Here is an 18,337-nt window from a genome sequence, read left to right on the forward strand (position 1 = left end):
TCAGTGCGATTTTTCTTTGTCGGAATGTCTTCTAACTAGCCAGACAGCTCCGGCCACTCCAAAAATGAGCAAAGCAACAGATAAGGAAAAGAAAGGCGGCCGATAGATAAGCTGGATATAATTGTTCCCTTTTTCTAAAGGGAACCCGGTAAAGGCAAAGTTGGCTTTTTCTATTTCCTTTGGTTCATTATTTATTTTTAGCTTCCAGCCTTTTTCGTACGGAATTGGCAATACCATATACCGTTCACCAGTTTCGTTTTGATAGTCAATAGAGACTTTGTTTTTATCCCAGTTTATTTCAGGCTGCTTTATTTTTTTAGCTGCAGCTTGATGGAGCTCTTTATAATCCTCTTCAAACAACTTCAGGCTTTTCAGTTCATAGGTGCCTTTAGGAAGGCGAAGAGCAATTTGTTTCTCCTTTGGAATACGAATGACGACGGTTTGGATGCCTGTTTTATAAATAGAGGCAGCCGGCTTCCTCGTCGTTCGATAATTATTAACTTTTAAGGCAAAGCCTTTGCCATGAACATTTCTTATATAAAACTCGACATAATAATCCTTCGTTTCCTTAGAAGACTTGTGCGGGGTAATCACAATGCCGCCATCGTTTTTGGTAACTTTTAATTTGTCGTTTTTGTATGTGGCATTTACTGGCTGAATATCCGCTTCTCCGATTGTATTTTTTTCTGGGGCCAGAAAATGGCTAGTACCGTTCTTTTTCTCCAAAACAACACCAGAAAGCATGGCGTGCTCCTTCTCCATTGGAGAGCGTTTTTTCAAATCCTCCTCATAAAATACCTGGCGGGCAGTCCTCACGAAAGGAAGAGTCAGCGTGTTTTTAAATACGGTATAGTGGGCTGATTCCGCAAAGGGGACAAAACCATACGGAGCATTGGCCGCCTGCTCTTTTTTTCTCATCCAGTATTTTGTTTGCAGCAAACTGTAAAGATTCGCCCGGTTGCCTAAAGTAGCATAGCGGCTTACACTCTCGCGTCCCATATCAATCTGCAAATCATGCCAGTAGAAGAAGAGAAGCTCTTCATTAAAGATGCTTGAATATAAGCTTGTTCCGTTGAAATTTTGAACAATGGGAGTATTGTTTCTAAGATCATTCATCCAATCAATTCTTGTCAGTGGGTCTTGTTCGGAACGCTGAACTTTATCAATCAGGCGTTGCTGTTCAGCCCCATTGTATTTAGGGTCCTGCAAAAAATCACGGGAGACCCGGTCAACAGCGAATTCATCCGACATGATCAATTGCTGATACGTATTGACGACCAAAAGGCCTGAAGCGACAACAGCAAGCTGGAGGACAACGAGGAAAACCGTCTTCTTTGTCCATACATAAAGAAAGAGCAGAAAGGCCACCAGGAAAAATAATTGCATAACGATGTCCATCTGCTGTTCAAATAAAGCAGTAAGAACCGGTCCGATGATATAGGCCATGGCCTGTCCTGCAGACAAATAAATGCCAAAGGAAATCGTTATGGATAAAAGCAGTTGGTGGATACGAATCTTATATAAGGATTGCAAGCCGGCGGCTACACAGCCACCTGCAGTAAAGGAAAGTAAATATTCCCAGCGATATTGTGGAGCCGAAAAGCCATTAAATGCACTTGCTGCTAATGGGCTAAAGTGAAGCACGACTAGTAAAAAGGTCAGCAAGGCGAAAAATCGATATGTACGAACCTTGTATAAAGAAGGAACAAACAGAAACAATAACAGGATCGCTGGCAAGATAATATATTTACTGGCATATAAAATGTTGTCTGTGATAAGAAAAGAAGGAATTTCTGCTTCATAAGCAGGCCGGTAATTATTAAGAAATCCATAAACAGCCGGGATAAAAGAGATCGCACTTATACAAAAACTGACAAGGCCGGCCGTGAAAAAGAGAACAAGCTGTTTTCGTTTCGGGTATTCTTCCTGTGATAAAGGAACTATCCAGCGAAACAATATATAAATAAACAAAAAGATTAGGTGGATATAGGCAAAATAAAAATTATTGAAAAACATCAGTGACCAGGAAGCAATAAACCATCCGGGTTTTCCTTCACGGATAATTTTTTCTGTGCCTAACACGAGAAGAGGCAGCCAGAGCATGGCATCAGTAAAAAATTCCCAGTAAACAACATGGCGAAAATACATGACAGTCAAACCGTACACTGCCGCTCCGGTGAAAGCAGCAGACAGGCGGATGCCCATGTATTTAAATGTGAAGGCAGCCGCTGAGATAACGAGGGCAAGTCTTATTATGCTTACAATCAATACGGTATTTGCCCAGAATAATAAATCGGGCGGAGAAATCAGCCCTATGGTTTCTAATAAATAAACGATTGCTGCGGTGAGCAGAAAAATGATAGAAGTGGAAAAATAATAGGCGAGCTGACTGTAAAATCCGCCACCTAACCCAAATGCCCAGGAGTAGAAAAAGTTCCCGTGACTGTACTGATCATAAATAAATTTTTTGAAGGGGATCATTTGTGATAAACCGTCGTTCGGCCCAATCATAAATCGTCCATCCAACCAATCCTGAATAAAAAAGAAATGAGCAGCCGCTGATAAAAGCAGACTGCTAATAATAACAACGATGACACTTTTTTTTCTCATGCACTAACACTCTCTTTTTTCAAAATTTTGCTCGTAACGATAAAAGTAGCGGGCAAGGCAACGAATACAGCCAAGATGGGAGTGATCATGCTGTTGATCTGGAAGTATTCAATAAATACATACATAAAAAGAGAAGACACTGTAAAGTTAACAGCTTGTGAGAGCGGAAACTTTAAAAATTTCGCTAATGTGGGTTTCACCTTAAATGTAAAATAAGAATTTAAAAAGAAAGAAAGGACGAAGCTGACTAAAAAAGCCAGTACGTGGGATGGCATATACATCCAGCCAACAAGTACGTGAAGCATTAAATAGACAGCATAATAATTAAAGGTATTGATTCCCCCGATTATGACGAATCTGATAAATTCTTGGCTTGTTTTTCTCATATTGCGCTCCGTTCATAAAATTTGTTTCCTGAATTAAATAAGGCGGCCGTTTTTTTGTCTCATAATAGATACGGCCGATATATTCACCAATCACACCGAGACTCACGAGTTGAATCCCTCCTAAAATGAGGACCGCTGTGATGATTGTAAAATACCCGGGTACGTCAATGCCATTATTTAAAATTTGAACAAATGTAATGGCGCTATAAATAAGTGCGAGACATAAAACAACAGCTCCTGAGTAGAAACATAACCTGAGTGGCCGGTTGTTAAATGAGATAAACCCATCGAGTCCATAGTTCAACAATTTGGAAAAGGACCATTTTGTTTCACCATTTTTTCTTAGCACATTGTTATAATCAATGACTTTTTGATTCATGCCAATCCATGAGAAGAGTCCTTTGGAAAAACGTTGCCCTTCATTTAATGACAGAACAGCTTGGACAGCTTTTTCGCTCAGTAGTCTGAAATCGCCGACCCCGTCTTCTAATTGGACATCTACAATATGGTTGATGAGCTTGTAGTACGTAGAAGAAAAAAACTTTTTTAGAGCAGGCTCCCCATTGCGGTTTCGCCGTGCAATTACTTGATCAAATCCTTCTTCGTAACCTTTCAGCAATTTAGGAATTAAAAAGGGAGGGTGCTGCAAATCTGCATCCATAATGATGACAGCACGGCCGTTAGCATGCTGTAAACCAGCGAGCAGAGCGGCCTCTTTTCCGAAATTGCGGGAGAAAGAAATAAATTTAACTTTAGGTGTTTTTGCTGCAAGTTGTTTAATTTCTTCTAACGTGTTATCAGTGCTTGCATCGTTAATAAAACAAATTTCAAAATCATACGCTAACTTTGTAAATTCCTTTTTGATGCTTTCGTAAACTAATGAAATGTTATCTTCCTCATTATAAGCTGGTATGATGATTGAAATGGTATTCACACTTCTCCGCCTCTTCTCTTCATAAAATTAATTCTGTTGTGCAAAGGGTAGATTCTTTTTATGTATGCCCTAAATTGACAGAAAAATGAAAAGAAAATAATGATAAATCTGACATAATATCAGTCGATTTGTATAAATTCTGTCAAACGGACATATACCCTGTTTTCGCTTTTTTAATCCTTTTAAAGTCGAAGAGAATTGTTTTCGGCTTGATTTTATTCGAAAAACAAGGGTAAATTTTATAGCAATGATAAAAGATCTTCAAAAGGACAGGTGAAAGCAAATGTTCAATTTAACTAAAAATCATGATCCTTCCAAAAACGATAAGCTGATCTCTCAGTTTTTCCATAATAGCCCATCTATAAAACAGATTGTTCAAGAAACAAATAATTTATTCGCCCAATATAAAAAACGCTATCCATTTCCTTCGAATAAAGAGGCACCACGATCTTTCTCTATTAGCGGCTTATTTCAAAAGGCAACAGCTTTTTTTATTAATCTTCTTTTGCCGGCGGAGCGCGTTAAGCCGGTTGTTTCTTCAGAAACGTTAGTAGACGAAAGGGGCAATGTCTTTCCGGCTTGGAAAGATTTATTGGATAAAGAGTATACGATTTTGTCGAAACAAATGAACCGGGAGGTAAATGTGATAGACTATGGAGCTGTCGGAGATGGAGTAACGGATTGTACCGAAGCCTTTCGAAAAGCAATTGGAAAAGGAAAGGTAAAAGTATATATCCCGAAAGGAACCTTTCTCGTAAAAGAAATCCGTCTTCCCTCTTTCACCCACCTTGTCGGGGAAGGGAAAGAGCAAACGATTTTAAGACTTCATGATCAGGCGCCGAAAAGCAGTTGGCTCGTTACAAATGCAGACCATAAAAAGGGAAACCACCATCTATGTGTGGAGAATATGACCCTGGACTGGAATGTAGAGCGTCTTGGAGATATTCCACGTACAAGCACAGGTGGCAATCGATCCAGTTGTCTCACTTATGCCCATGTGTCCTATGGTTGGGTAAAGAAAGTGAAAGCAATCAACCCCGGGCTACATTGCTTTGATATTTCATCTACAAAATATAGTTACTCTGGCGATGGCACAAGAGCACGGGGAGGTAGTAAGTACGTTTGGCTGGATGGCCTTCAGGGATATGGTTTCGGAGATGATGGCATCACAACCCACCATAGTGATTTCGTTTTTATTTCTAATTCCCACATGTGTGATCCAAGCGGAAAAGGCCACAAAGAAGGATTTTCTAATTCAAACGGCATTGAAGTAGATGACGGTTCAAGAAATATTTGGCTGCTCAACAATTCAACAGCTAGATGTTTCGGGGGAATAGAAATAAAAGCCCATCATAACTCGTCTGCTGCTAACAACGTTCATATTGTAGGGCATCTTTCAGTAAACGACAACCGCTCCTTTAACTTCAGGCATATTGGCCATCATAGCGCGGCAGATCCGGAATCCCTTACCGCTTATAATATTTCCGCTGCCCGGCTTGTTTCTATTGCTCCTATAAGGACGGCGCTCTACCGAAATTCTACACCAAGAGCGTTGGTTGTTTCGGCTTATAAGAATGTAATGATTAATCATTTCGCTGTGATCGGAGACCCGAATTATGATTATAAAAAGCAGCCGGTTATTGCTATCCAATACCGGTCTCGAAATGTCCACCTCCATCATCTGCATATCAAAGACTTTAAAAAAGCATCTGTTGATATTAAAGTATTCGGCGGGGGGCAAAGAGCGGATGATGTTCATATTAAACATGTGACAATCGATCAGTCAGCGAAAACCGGGATCCTAATTGGGGCTGGTGTCAAAAAAGCAACCGTTCAAAATGTGCGGGCAAAAAAGCAAGGAGGGATATGCGGTTGTCAAGCGGATACCTCGACAGCCGTGCTCAAAAATATTGTGGCCGAGGGATATGAGATGGCTTTTTCAGGGGATGAGTCAAAACACTAATGAATAGAAACGGAAGAATAAGGAGATAAGAAAAAGAATCAGCCTTGAAAGGAGTGAACAGCATGAAAGGGGTCATTTCAATCTTCTTATTGATCATAGCTCTTCCACTTGCCGCTTGTGCCAACAAAGATGAGGCCCAAAATCAACCCGATAAAGCGCCAGTAAAAGGAGAAGGGGCTAACGCCACTTACCCGTTTACCAGCTTTGATCTTGATGTGGACATGGACGGAACGGACGATGCGATTGATGTCAGCTACGAGCAGGATAAAGAGGGAACAGAAGCATCTTATGTGAATAAAACGAACAATCAAAATTTAACCGGCGATCAAGCGATGAACGCATTGGATGAAATATTTTCCTCCTTTACTTTTAACGATACCACCCCTGATGATGAAGTATTGCGAAGTGTAGAAGAAGCATTCGATATTCCTAAAGATGCCAAATCCGTAGAAGTGGATATTGATTTCACAGGCGGTCCAGAGAAGAAATATAGCCGGTAATTGCCACCAATCTGCTCCTTAAAGGGCAGATTGGTTTTATTGTTTGGCCAGGCAAGGGAGATCGGGTGTTGTTGTCCAGCAGGGCAAGGCCATAGAGCTTTGTCCTGACATTTTTGCTATGGGATTTTCTGTGTTTGGAGTGGATGGTAGGAATGTATGAGTTTGTGCATAGAAGGCGAATGAAAAAATAACTACATATAAAGATGAATGCCTAAAAAACCACTAAAATAGTGATAGTTATTTAACAAAAATTATAGTATATTCATAGGAGGTGGAAAAATAATCACATAAAGGGGCTATTAGCAAGAAAATGAATAATGAACTAAATAACCGGAGTAGGAGAAGACAGCGCAGACGGTTAAAGAAATCAGTCAAGTTGACTCTTTTTGTCCTGTGCCTGCTGATTATCAGTCTCTCTGTATATAACTTTAGCTTAAAGCCAGCCGAGACAGCCAGCGATCAAGCCGATCGAGGAAAAGCAAAGGCAAAGCAGCTAGATGATCAAAAAGATCAGCCGGTGCCCGTGAAAGAAACAGCCATCACGATTAGCGCAGCCGGGGATTTCACGCTCGGTACAGATGAAACATTTCAGCGTGCAGGCTCTTTTCCGGATGAAGCAGAGAAGAATGGCCTTTCTTACTTTGTAGCTGAATTAGACGATATTTTTAAAAATGACGACTTATCAACAGTAAATTTAGAGACGACCTTAACAAATGCTACTGAAAAAGCGGTGAAAAAGTTCCGTTTTAAAGGAGATCCGTCCTACGCACAGATTCTAGAACTTGGCGGAATTGAAGCCGTGAATTTGGCCAATAACCATATTCATGACTATTTGCAAAAGGGCTACGATGATACGATCGAAACGCTCAAGAAACAGAAAATAGGCTACTTCGGTTATGACAACAAGTATTTGACAGAGGTTAAAGGAATAAAAGTAGGCGCCCTCGGTTATGAGGGATGGAATGATACGCCTGAGCTTCGTGAGACAGTGGCAAAAGATATTAAAGAGCTGAAGAAAAAAGGGGCCGAGATTGTTCTTGTTCATTATCACTGGGGAATTGAAAGAAGTTACGTACCAGAAGAATCACAAAAAACACTGGCACGCTATACAGTAGACAGTGGGGCAGATTTGATCCTTGGCCACCACCCTCATGTGGTACAAGGGATAGAAGAATATAACGGAAAGTTTATTGTCTACAGCCTAGGCAACTTTATGTTTGGCGGCAATAGAAATCCAAGCGATAAAGATACCTATGTATTTCAGCAGACATTCCATTTGAAAAATGGAAAGCTGACAGATAAAAAAGAAATCCATGTGGTTCCATTTTCTATTTCTTCTGTTTCCTACCGAAATAACTATCAGCCTAAAAAGCTAGATGGTGCGGAAGCGGACAGAGTCAAGAAGAAAATTATCGATGTATCCGACCAAATTAACGGTACTGATTGGCTGCAATATGAAAAAGGTAATTGAATAAAAAGCATCTGATCCATTCGCTAAAAAGCTGTGCAAACAGGCTGCAAACTGTTTGTGCAGCTTTTTTATTTGGCCTGTTAAAGCTGAATGTTCTTTTTCCAATGATTGATTGTAACAGAAGGCGGCGATTCCCACAGAAAGCATCTGCCTGCAGTGAAAATCAATACTCAAGCATAACAGAGCCTTTCGTTTACTAACGTTATTTGAAGTAAGCAGCGTCAGTGATCTGAAAAAAGGATTTGCTAGTATGCGCGCCGAAGTATGGTAGAGAGGAAAGGAGGAGCAAGCATGTCAAAGAAAATAGTAGAGAAGTTGAATCAAAATCTGTCCTTGCCTGTCATTGTAGCCCCTATGTTTCTAGTATCCAGCCCCCAAATGGTCATTGAGGGATGTAAATCAGGAGTAATTGGCTCATTTCCGCTGTTAAATGCGCGGACGGTAGAGACATTAAGGGAGTGGATGGAGACCATTACCACGGAATTATCAACGGCAAAACAACAAAAGACAGATCAAGCTATCGCCCCTTGGGCAGTGAATTTCATCGCTCACCGTTCAAACAAGCGATATAATGAGGACCTGGCGTTGATTGGAGAATATCAGCCCCCCATTGTAATTACCTCATTGGGAGATCCAAGTCCAGTCGTAGAGGTTGTTCATCAATATGGAGGGTTAGTTTTTGCAGATGTGATTACCGTTTCCCATGCTCAAAAAGCTGCTGGTAAAGGGGTGGACGGTCTTATTTTAGTATGTACAGGAGCCGGTGGCCACGCAGGGACTATTCATCCTTTTGCATTTATGGGAGCGGTCAAAGAATTTTGGGATGGCCTGACCATTTTATCAGGTGCTATTTCGAACGGCGGAGATATTCTTGCAGCGCAAGCATTAGGGGCTGATCTTGCCTATATGGGAACGCGGTTTATTACAGCAGAAGAAAGCTTTGCCCAAAAAGAATACCGGGATATGGTCATTGATTGTACACTTGATGATCTCATTTATACAAATGCTTTCAGTGGAGTAAATGCCAACTATTTAAAGCCGAGCATTAGACAGGCAGGTCTTGACCCCGATCAATTGGAAAGTAAGAATAAAGCTGATTTTTCAAAAATGAACGGTGAGGCTCCTAAAGCCTGGAAAAACATTTGGTCAGCCGGTCAAGGAGTTAGCACGATTAATAAAGTCCAGACAATGCAGCAGATTGTAGAAGAGTTAAAAGCTTCCTACAAGGCAGCTCGAAAAAAACTTATGGAATAAAAGCCTTCATTTGACGAAAAAAAAGGAAATAAAAATGAATGACTAATCATTCATTTTATATGAGAAAACGGCAGAAGGGAGACGGTGGCATATCTTCGAAAGCTTTATAGATAAATAGATCGTGTTAGCTGCGAGCATGTACCAGGACGCTCTTTAGCCAGCAGACAAAGTCTAATCTTGGACTTTGTCTGCTGGCTTTTTATTGTTAAGAAATATTCCTGTCTCGTTGTAGTTAGTAAAAGCAATCAATAGGCTTTAGAAAGGACTTTCCTTTCTATAGATTAAACAACCAATCCAACATATATAGCAAAGTGTATGGTTTATTTATCGGAAAATTCATACAAATTGGCGGATGTGTTTTTGGAAAGCTTTATTTAAACTGAGTAATATAAATAAGCTGGTTAACAACAATTGAAAGCGTTATCAATCTCAATGCATAATAAAGGAGGAGAATTATGTATCGTGGACCAAAAGATCCTGCAGGTAGGCCAACTATTGATTTAAGGAAAGAGGACATCAATGTTGTAGATACAAAAATTGCTAAACAATCAGTTGTCGCCACTTCACTTGGCAATGCAATGGAATGGTTTGATTTTGGGCTTTATTCTTATTTAGCTGTAACAATTGGTCAAGTCTTTTTCCCACAAATTGATCCATCCTTTCAATTGATTTATGCTTTTGCCACATTTGCTATCGCCTTTATTGCCCGACCCATTGGGGGGATGATCTTTGGAATTATGGGGGATCGGGTTGGACGAAAGAAGGTTTTGTCTCTCACCTTAATCTTGATGGCCGCATCCACGCTAAGTATCGGTTTGATTCCGAGCTATGCAACGATTGGAATAGCTGCGCCTATTTTGTTGCTTATAGCTAGATTAATTCAGGGGTTTTCTACTGGGGGAGAGTATGCCGGGGCAATGACATTTATTGCTGAATCAACACCAGATAAAAAACGTGGTTTTCTTGCAAGTGGGCTAGAAGTAGGAACCCTTGTTGGTTTTTCTGCTGGGGCAGGCTTGGTTACCTTTTTAACTTTTTTACTTGGTCCGGATAAAATGATTGAATGGGGCTGGCGCTTGCCGTTTTTAATTGCTGGTCCGCTGGGAATTATTGGATTCTATTTTCGTTCTCATCTAGAGGAAACGCCAGCTTTTAAGGCGATGGCTGAAGCGGAAGTAGAGGAAAAACAACGAGCTTCGCTTAAGGAAATACTCATTAACCATTGGAAACCCCTTTTGGTTTGTATGGGCATTGTGCTCTTTTATAATACGATGGATTACATGGTACTTACTTATATGCCATCTTATTTATCTAGTGAGCTCGGTTACGGTGAAACGAAGGGATTGCTTTTAGTTCTTCTTATTATGATTTGCATCATCCCAATCATTTTGACAATGGGTTATCTGAGCGATCGTATAGGTCGTAATCGCATAGTAAAAGGGGCTCTATTAGGTGTTATTTTATTAAGTATTCCTGCATTTAAAATGATAAGTTCAGATAACGATATAACTGCTTTTCTGGGACTGCTTATTTTAGGAGCTTTACTTGCATCTTTTCAAGGAACATTGCCTGCAACCTTACCTTCATTATTTTTTACAAAGGTGAGATACGGGTCGCTTGCCATCACCTACAACATTTCAACCTCTTTGTTCGGAGGAACAACCCCCCTTGTTATCGCTTGGTTAGTAGGGATCACGGGAAATATTATGATTCCAGCTTATTATTTAATGATTGCTTGTACAATCGGCCTTGTTATATTTGCATGTTTCGTTAAAGAAACCGCTGGTAAATCATTGAGAGGATCATTACCAGCTGTCGAAGATCCAAGTGAAATTGATGAAATTTTAAAGAAGCCGAAGGAGGCCTTGTGGTGGAAAGAAGAATTGGATGCAGATATAGAACATAAGACACAGGCAATTAAGAGCCAAAAAACAAAATATATCAATTAAATAAACATATAAAAGATCGTATTGTACCTTAAGACCGTCTGATAGAGTGAGACGATAAAAAACACCTTTAAGTTGAAACGCAGGTAGGGAATGCCTGAAACTAACTAGAAGGTGTTTTTTCTATGGGAACAAGAGTGAGCGAGACGTCAGAGATCATTAGAATTTATCCTATATGGTGATATGGAAACTTGGCACGGAACATAACGGCTGCGAAGAGTGCATTAAAATGCTCTCTTTTCACTTTTTGACAAAATCTTCTTAATTCATAAACTACGAACAAATTATTACATTTATTTCAATGTTTCATTGACCTTTAGCAAAAAATAGCATAAAATACGAGACATTGACATTGGTTATTTTGCTAAATAATAGAAAAGCCGAGTGAAATTAATACGGTGTAGATAGATTCATATTATCTAGCCATCATTAAGGGGATTTAGAAACAATGAAAAGATTACGCTGGCCTGCTTGGGTCGTTCTTGCCTTGCTCTTTCTTTTTGTCCTAGTAGGATTTAACCGCATATTGGAAACTGTTACATACGCACAAAATGAGAAAGTGGAAACAAAAAAACTAAGCAATTATCCGGGATTGCATTTGGAAACACGAACAAGTGAAACAAAGAATTATACATTGGCGATCAGCTTGCCTGTTTCTGATGATGAGCAGCTCAATCACGCTATTCAGCAGTGGATCGACGAGCAAAAAACTCAATTTCTTGATGGAGTAAAGGCCCATAAAAAACTATTCGGAAAGCAAAAGCGTGCTAATTTAACCATTAAAGTAGATACGACTAAAGTGAACGATCATATATATAGCCTCGTTTTTTCTTCTTACCAGTATATCGATGGGGCAAACAAAAAAGAGGCAATAAAAACATTCACAGTAGATATTACCCATAAAAAGATTTTAACCGTTACAGATGTTTTAAAGGATGGAAAAGAAAATTTAGATGAAATCCGTTCGTTAGTCACCAAACGGTTAAATAGCCGGGAAGACATTGCCTACTATGTGATGGATGATTTGCTGGCTGAGGCTTTAAAAAACCCTAATCAGTGGAAATGGTCAGTAAACAAAAAGGCGTTTACTTTGTACTTTGATAAATATGAAGTGGCAGCCGGTGCAGCTGGTTCCTTAAAAGCTGTCATTCCAATTGAAAAAGTTAAGCCGTTTTTAAAGGAAGGTATTACCAAAGAACTGAATATATCGGATCAGCTACAAGAAAAGCCTGCTGGGCATAATGTGAAAACAGTGAAATTGGACCCGAATGGGAAATATGTAGCCCTTACATTTGACGACGGGCCCAATTCAACCTCGACACCGCAAGTATTAAAGGCATTAAAAGCTCATCATGCGGTTGCCACTTTCTTTATGCTTGGCAGTCAGGCAGAGTATTACCCAGCCATAGCAAAGCAAGTGCTGGAGGCGGGGCATGAAATAGGAAGCCACACAGAGAATCACCGAGATCTCTCCACTTTAAAGGATGCACAAATCCAGCAGGAGTTAGGAGAGGCGAGCCACAAGATTGAAGCAGCAGTCGGCCAAAAACCGACACTGCTGCGTCCGCCATACGGAGCTTACAATGATAAAGTAATGTATGCAGCGAAAAAAAACCGTACACCCATTATCTTATGGTCTGTTGATTCACTCGACTGGAAAAGCCGTAATGCTAAGGCGGTAAACGACGTTGTCCTGCGGAACGTTAAACCGGGAGCCATCGTGTTAATGCATGATATTCATCTTTCGACAGCAGAAGCGCTCCCTTCATTATTAACTGCGCTTGAACAGCAAGGCTATCAATTTGTGACAGTCTCCCAATTACTGTCGTTGAATGATCATTCGGATATGGGACCTTATTTTAAAAAATAAATTGATTATTTACTAGCTAGAACCTTAAACAAACACCATCTGGGTATTCAGATGGTGTTTGTTTGTTAAACTTTGTCATTAATAACGAGCTTTTGATTCACTTTACTTTCACCATAGAATTTGAACTTATTGAGCTTATATGTTTCTATTAGTGTAAGAATTGATCGAAAATTGACTTTTTTTATTCGTTAAATTTTGGAGAAATCTAGTTTAAAATGAGAAAGGTGCAAGCTTGCCTGCTCGTAACACAAAATAAGTAAATGGGGTGGAATAATGGATCGTATTCAAGAAAAAATAGACCATTCTTACGTACAACACATTTGGAAGGCAAAGCAAAACATTAAGCAGCTTGTTTCTCCGACTCCCTTCCTTCCGTCCGCCGTTTTATCCGAGAGATTGAATTCAGATGTTTATTTGAAACTAGAAAATTATCAAGAAATTGGGGCATTCAAAGTGCGAGGGGCAGCAAATAAAATCATCGGCTTATCAACCGATGAAAAACAAAGAGGTGTAGCTACATTCTCGACTGGCAACCATGGTCTTGCTGTTGCTTTCATCGCTAGGAAGCTTGGAATAAAGGCCGTTGTCTGTATTTCCCATCGTGTTCCAAAGGTCAAAGTCGAGGCCATTCGACGTGCCGGCGCTCAAATTGAACTTATCGGAGAAAGCCAGGATGAGGCAGAAAAACACTGTTACAGTTTGCAGGAGAAACATGGAATGACTGTTATTAAGCCATTTGATGACTTGGATGTGATCGCTGGACAAGGGACCATTGGCATTGAAATTATGGAAGCGCTTCCGGAATTAGACACCATTATTATTCCGCTTTCGGGAGGAGGCCTGCTTGCAGGTGTAGCCTTAGCGTTAAAGTCTATTAATCCTTCTGTTCAAGTGATTGGTGTTTCTATGGAAAGATCACCCGTTATGTACGAGAGCATTCAGGCTGGCAGGCCAGTGGTGCTCAAAGAACAGCCTACACTAGCCGACAGCTTGCTTGGAGGCATAGGAGTAAACAACGAATATACATTTGATATTGCAAGAAGGTATGCGGATGATCTTCTGCTCGTGTCGGAGGAAGAGATTGCTGATGCGATGGTTTTTATGATGGACCATCACAGAATGATTGTTGAAGGGGCAGCTGCTGTGGGTGTAGCCGCTCTATTGCAAGGCAAAGTAAAATGCAGCGGCAAAAAGGTGGGCACGATTATAACGGGAAACAATGTCGATTTGCCGGTTGTTCTAGAAGTCATTCAAAAACACCAGCAGCAAAGAAGATAATCTTTTCAACCAGTCTAATAAAACCTCCAAAACAACGAAGATGGGAGAGATAAGTAATGCTTTTGACCGTTAAAGAAATTACACAACTCCAATTATTAAAAACAGCAAGAGTAAAAACGGGAAAAGAAACATTGACTAATAAAACGGTTGAATGGGTATCTGTTATTGAAAGTCCAGTCGAAAACTTTGTAAGAAAAAATGAATTTGTCCTAAGCACCGGAATTGGATGTCATGAAAATGTGGATTTATTACTGGAATTTGTAAAAGACGTGTATGACTCGGGAGCCTCTGCATTAGCCATCGCAACGGGAAGGTATGTGTTTGATATCCCGGAGGAAGTGGTCCAGTTTGCTGAGCAGAGACAATTTATCCTGATCGATATCCCCTGGGAAATCCGCTTTGCTGATATTGTTCACGAAGTGATGAGCAAGTTGAATCAGTTAAAGCAGACTGAATTGAATCATTCAAAAGATATTCATCATCATCTCATTCAAATGATATTAGAAGAAAAACCATTGGATCATTTAGCGACTTACATTGAAGAACAATTGAATTACCCCATTTTAATTTGCAACCGTAAAGGCGAGGCGATTAGTGGCAGAGCTACTCCTGCCCGTGTATTTTCTTTGTGGAACCAATTAAACCGAACAGAAAGCCAGTATGACCTTCATCATCCGTTGCACGCAAAAATGAGAAAGCTGGTAAGTGGCAATGAACAACTGTTTCATTTAGTGATACAAACGAATGGGAACCATGAAGGGGATTTATTTGTTTTATCGACAGCTGACTCTTACTTCAGCCAAATGGCTATGCATATCATTGAACATGCTACTGTAGCACTGGCTCTGTGGTTTTCTCGTAATAGCGCTGTGATAGAATCAGAAACGGACGCTCAATATGAATTTATTCTCAGCTTGGCAAGAGGAGAGAAAATGACCGAAGAATATTTGCTGAGTCGAACAGAGCGGTTCTCTTTTAACCTCGATCTCCCATACGAGTGCATCGTTGGATTGCCAGAAAACCTAAACGAATTATTTACCCCAGATACAAACCGCAATTGGTTTGAGAAGATGAAAATCCATATTAAAGAAGAGATGATTTATGCGGCTGAAGCAGTCCAAAGAAACATTATGTTTGCAAGTGAAGGGCAAGAGTTTATTATTTTTCTTGAAACAGCTAATGGAACATCGTCTGATACGGTGAATCAATTTCTTGATTTAGTGGAAAGAAGATTGAGCCACATGTTGCCGGGAATTATTTTCTCTTGGGGAATGGGCAAGCAACGGGACGGCGTGAACTGCTTTCATAACAGCTTTCAAAAAGCGAAGGCCGCTCTAGATATGGGAAGAAGTCAAAGAGGCATTGGAAAACGGGTGCACTTTGAAGAAACGAGAATCAACCGTTTGCTGCTTAACTTAGCTTTAGACGAGGATGTGCAGGAGATTACGGTTTCCACTGTTTCCCCGCTCGTTGACTATGATGAAAAACGGGAAATGGATCTGATTAATACTTTTATCGCCTACAACAATAACAGTGGCAATGTTAGTCAGACGGCGAGGGATTTAAATCTTCATCGCCAGTCGCTATTGTATAGATTAAGGAAGATCGAATCGTTAACTGGTTTATCTCTAGTGAACCCTGATGATCTCTTTTTACTTGATTTTAGCGTGAAGGTATGGTCGACGGGAGTGATCGACCGACAAAATGTGAAAGCTGCCTTATAAGAGGGCAGCTTTTTTTGTAAGGCAAATTGTCTGAATTAAAAAACTGAAAATTCATACATGTTGGCGGATGTTTTTCTACACCTTGATTTTTATAATTAACACTATCAAACGAAGTTATTTTCAAGGATGAAAGCGTTGTTAATAAGGAGAAGTAAAAGGAGGATCAACATGCTGCCATTTAGTTTAAACGAATTTAAATCCCGATTGGAACAAACGAAGAAAAGCATGCTAGAAAAAGGCATCGAGGTATTGTTAATAACAAACCCGGCCAATATGAATTACTTATCAGGTTATAACGGGTGGTCCTTCTATGTTGATCAAATGCTGGTTGTTATCATTGACGAGGATCAGCCGATTTGGATCGGGAGAAAGCAGGATGCCAATGGAGCGAAAGCCACAACCTGGCTGTATGATGAAAACATTATTCCTTATCCAGAAGATCATATTCACTCAACCGTCAAACATCCAATGGACTTTGTTGCCCAGATTTTGACGCAAATCGGCCAGTCTAATCGCCGAATTGGATTAGAAATGGAGTCTTATTATTTCTCAGCTCTTTCCTACGAGCGATTGAAGAGAAACCTTCCTAATGCTCAATTTATCGATGCTAGCCTACTAGTTAACTATGTGCGCCTCGTTAAATCTGAAAGAGAAATAGAATACATGAAAAGAGCGGCCAAAATTGTTGAAATCGGCATGAGCACAGCCGTTTCCTCCATTCAAGAAGGGGTGAGGGAGTGCGATGTGGCTGCCAATATTTATAAAGACTTAATAAGCGGAACAGAAGAATACGGCGGTGATTATCCAGCTATCGTACCGCTATTGCCGGCTGGGGAGAACACTTCTACACCGCATATTACCTGGTCGGATAAGAAATATAAAAATAACGAAATGGTCATTATTGAACTGGCAGGCTGTCATCAGCGCTATCACTCACCGCTCGCTCGCACTGTTTCAATTGGCCAACCTACCAAGCGAGCACAAGATATATCAAAGATTGTGGTAGAAGGATTAAATGCTGCTTTGGATAAAGTGAAACCAGGAGTTATATGTGATGATTTAGAAAGAGCTTGGAATCAGGTCATTACAAAGCATGGCATCATTAAGGAATCAAGGCTCGGCTACTCCATGGGATTAAATTATCCTCCTGACTGGGGGGAGCATACAGCAAGCATTCGCAAAGGAGATATGACGGTATTAAAGCCGAATATGACTTTCCACTTGATTCCAGGTCTTTGGTTTGATGATTACGGCATTGAAATTAGTGAATCATTTAGAGTAACAGAAAATGGCTGTGAAGTATTAGCTAATTTTCCGCGTGAGTTAATTATAAAAGAAGAAACGAATATTTCCGTATCAAGCTCTTGAGGGGTGAAATCATTGATTATTTTTACAGAGAAAGAGATTCGGTCTCATGTGCAATTAAATAATGAAGCTATTCACGCAGTGGAAGAAGCGTTTACTGAGCTGGCGATGAACAAAGTGACAATGCCGCCTATCATGCGGGTGGACATTAAAGAGAACAACGGTGAAGTAGATGTGAAAACGGCTTATGTGGCACAAAAAGATTTATTTGCGTTAAAAGTGTCGTCAGGATTTTTCAATAATGATCAATTGGGCCTGCCCAGTGCCAATGGATTTATGGTGCTAATCAGTACAAAAACAGGCGAACCGAAAGCGTTACTGCTTGATAATGGCTACTTAACTGAGGTACGTACAGCAGCAGCAGGAGCAGTTGCCGCTAAGTATCTGGCGAAAAAAACAATCCATACAGCGGGGGTTATTGGAACAGGTGCTCAAGCAAAATATCAAATGAAAGCGCTTAAAATGGTGCGGGATTATAAAAAATTGCTTGTATATGGCCGTTCAGAACTAAATGTAAAAAAGTTCAAAGAAGAAATGGAAGCCATATTGGATGTAAAAGTGATTGAATGTTCTTCACCTGAAGAAGTGGTAAAAGGCAGTGAAGCAGTCGTAACGACAACGCCCGCAAAAGAACCAATTGTACAAGCGGAATGGTTAAACAGAGGCTTGCATATTACAGCAATGGGTTCAGATGCAGAAGATAAACAAGAGCTGGAGGCAGACGTTTTACAACGGGCGGATCGAATAGTTTGTGATGCGAAATCGCAATGCCTCCGCTTAGGGGAGCTTCATCATGCTGTTAGCAGAGGAATGAGTGACGTGGAAAACCGTGTAATTGAACTAGGAACGATCACTTCAACACACACACATGGCAGACAAAATGATCGAGAAATTACCGTTTGTGATTTAACTGGCACGGGTGTTCAAGATACTGCGATTGCTCTGTATGCTTACGAACGATTAATGGCTTCAGGAAAGCTGGGATTAAAGATAGAAAATAAAAAAGAGATCAGCTTTATATAAAAAGAAGTGATTG

Annotated in this window: 13 protein-coding genes; 10 read left to right on the forward strand and 3 right to left on the reverse strand. The window is 40.3% G+C overall.

The genetic code is table 11. The features are described from left to right. Genes MKZ02_RS13115 through MKZ02_RS13125 form a run of 3 tightly spaced genes read right to left on the reverse strand, consistent with a single transcriptional unit; the run spans position 1 to position 3,930 of the window. Positions 1–2,610, reverse strand: coding sequence for a YfhO family protein (locus tag MKZ02_RS13115; protein ID WP_340853927.1), 2,610 nt, complete (start codon positions 2,608–2,610; stop codon positions 1–3). Continuing rightward, on the reverse strand, positions 2,607–2,996 hold the full coding sequence (locus MKZ02_RS13120; RefSeq protein ID WP_120031614.1) for a GtrA family protein: 390 nt from the start codon (positions 2,994–2,996) through the stop codon (positions 2,607–2,609). The genes MKZ02_RS13115 and MKZ02_RS13120 overlap by 4 nt, the downstream gene beginning before the upstream one ends. Further along, positions 2,935–3,930 carry a glycosyltransferase family 2 protein gene (locus MKZ02_RS13125; protein ID WP_340853930.1) on the reverse strand — a complete coding sequence of 332 codons (996 nt, stop codon included), beginning with the start codon at positions 3,928–3,930 and terminating at the stop codon, positions 2,935–2,937. Before MKZ02_RS13125 ends, MKZ02_RS13120 begins: the two co-directional genes overlap by 62 nt. Positions 3,931–4,213: 283 nt before the next feature. Between MKZ02_RS13125 and MKZ02_RS13130 the strand changes: the two genes are divergently transcribed. The 10 genes from MKZ02_RS13130 to MKZ02_RS13175 all read left to right on the forward strand — a co-directional run bounded on the left by MKZ02_RS13130 (position 4,214) and on the right by MKZ02_RS13175 (position 18,324). Then, entirely contained in the window at positions 4,214–5,893 is a 1,680-nt protein-coding gene (locus MKZ02_RS13130; RefSeq protein WP_340853931.1) for a glycoside hydrolase family 55 protein, read from the forward strand. A 62-nt stretch (positions 5,894–5,955) separates the two neighbouring features. Further along, positions 5,956–6,393, forward strand: a complete 438-nt coding sequence (locus tag MKZ02_RS13135) for a YusW family protein (RefSeq protein ID WP_340853932.1) — start codon at positions 5,956–5,958, stop codon at positions 6,391–6,393. Positions 6,394–6,703: 310 nt separating this feature from the next. Beyond that, positions 6,704–7,864 carry a CapA family protein gene (locus MKZ02_RS13140; RefSeq protein ID WP_120031608.1) on the forward strand — a complete coding sequence of 387 codons (1,161 nt, stop codon included), beginning with the start codon at positions 6,704–6,706 and terminating at the stop codon, positions 7,862–7,864. A 291-nt stretch (positions 7,865–8,155) separates the two neighbouring features. Next, entirely contained in the window at positions 8,156–9,118 is a 963-nt protein-coding gene (locus MKZ02_RS13145) for an NAD(P)H-dependent flavin oxidoreductase (protein ID WP_340853933.1), read from the forward strand. A 455-nt stretch (positions 9,119–9,573) separates the two neighbouring features. Beyond that, a complete protein-coding gene (locus MKZ02_RS13150; RefSeq protein ID WP_120031606.1) occupies positions 9,574–11,067 on the forward strand; it encodes an MFS transporter in 1,494 nt (497 codons plus the stop codon). A gap of 445 nt (positions 11,068–11,512) precedes the next feature. Next, the gene (locus MKZ02_RS13155) at positions 11,513–12,934 is read left to right on the forward strand and encodes a polysaccharide deacetylase family protein (RefSeq protein ID WP_340853935.1); all 1,422 of its coding nucleotides are present in this window, start codon (positions 11,513–11,515) and stop codon (positions 12,932–12,934) included. Between the two features lie 273 nt (positions 12,935–13,207). Next, on the forward strand, positions 13,208–14,212 hold the full coding sequence (gene eutB, locus MKZ02_RS13160; RefSeq protein WP_340853937.1) for a hydroxyectoine utilization dehydratase EutB: 1,005 nt from the start codon (positions 13,208–13,210) through the stop codon (positions 14,210–14,212). Between the two features lie 56 nt (positions 14,213–14,268). Continuing rightward, the gene (locus MKZ02_RS13165; protein ID WP_120031600.1) at positions 14,269–15,936 is read left to right on the forward strand and encodes a PucR family transcriptional regulator; all 1,668 of its coding nucleotides are present in this window, start codon (positions 14,269–14,271) and stop codon (positions 15,934–15,936) included. A 168-nt stretch (positions 15,937–16,104) separates the two neighbouring features. Continuing rightward, entirely contained in the window at positions 16,105–17,304 is a 1,200-nt protein-coding gene (locus MKZ02_RS13170; RefSeq protein WP_340853939.1) for a M24 family metallopeptidase, read from the forward strand. 12 nt (positions 17,305–17,316) lie between these two features. Next, a complete protein-coding gene (locus tag MKZ02_RS13175; protein ID WP_340853940.1) occupies positions 17,317–18,324 on the forward strand; it encodes a cyclodeaminase in 1,008 nt (335 codons plus the stop codon). Positions 18,325–18,337: the final 13 nt, after the last annotated feature.

Origin of the sequence: Pseudobacillus sp. FSL P4-0506, from assembly GCF_038003025.1 — a bacterium.
In the GTDB taxonomy this organism is placed as follows: domain Bacteria; phylum Bacillota; class Bacilli; order Bacillales; family Domibacillaceae; genus Pseudobacillus.

Bases quoted from the DNA above. Each gene is read 5' to 3' on its own strand.
- MKZ02_RS13115 (WP_340853927.1), bottom strand. From the start codon at position 2,610: ATGAGAAAAAAAAGTGTCATCGTTGTTATTATTAGCAGTCTGCTTTTA.
- MKZ02_RS13120 (WP_120031614.1), bottom strand. From the start codon at position 2,996: ATGAGAAAAACAAGCCAAGAATTTATCAGATTCGTCATAATCGGGGGA.
- MKZ02_RS13130 (WP_340853931.1), top strand. From the start codon at position 4,214: ATGTTCAATTTAACTAAAAATCATGATCCTTCCAAAAACGATAAGCTG.
- MKZ02_RS13135 (WP_340853932.1), top strand. From the start codon at position 5,956: ATGAAAGGGGTCATTTCAATCTTCTTATTGATCATAGCTCTTCCACTT.
- MKZ02_RS13140 (WP_120031608.1), top strand. From the start codon at position 6,704: ATGAATAATGAACTAAATAACCGGAGTAGGAGAAGACAGCGCAGACGG.
- MKZ02_RS13145 (WP_340853933.1), top strand. From the start codon at position 8,156: ATGTCAAAGAAAATAGTAGAGAAGTTGAATCAAAATCTGTCCTTGCCT.
- MKZ02_RS13150 (WP_120031606.1), top strand. From the start codon at position 9,574: ATGTATCGTGGACCAAAAGATCCTGCAGGTAGGCCAACTATTGATTTA.
- MKZ02_RS13155 (WP_340853935.1), top strand. From the start codon at position 11,513: ATGAAAAGATTACGCTGGCCTGCTTGGGTCGTTCTTGCCTTGCTCTTT.
- eutB (WP_340853937.1), top strand. From the start codon at position 13,208: ATGGATCGTATTCAAGAAAAAATAGACCATTCTTACGTACAACACATT.
- MKZ02_RS13165 (WP_120031600.1), top strand. From the start codon at position 14,269: ATGCTTTTGACCGTTAAAGAAATTACACAACTCCAATTATTAAAAACA.
- MKZ02_RS13170 (WP_340853939.1), top strand. From the start codon at position 16,105: ATGCTGCCATTTAGTTTAAACGAATTTAAATCCCGATTGGAACAAACG.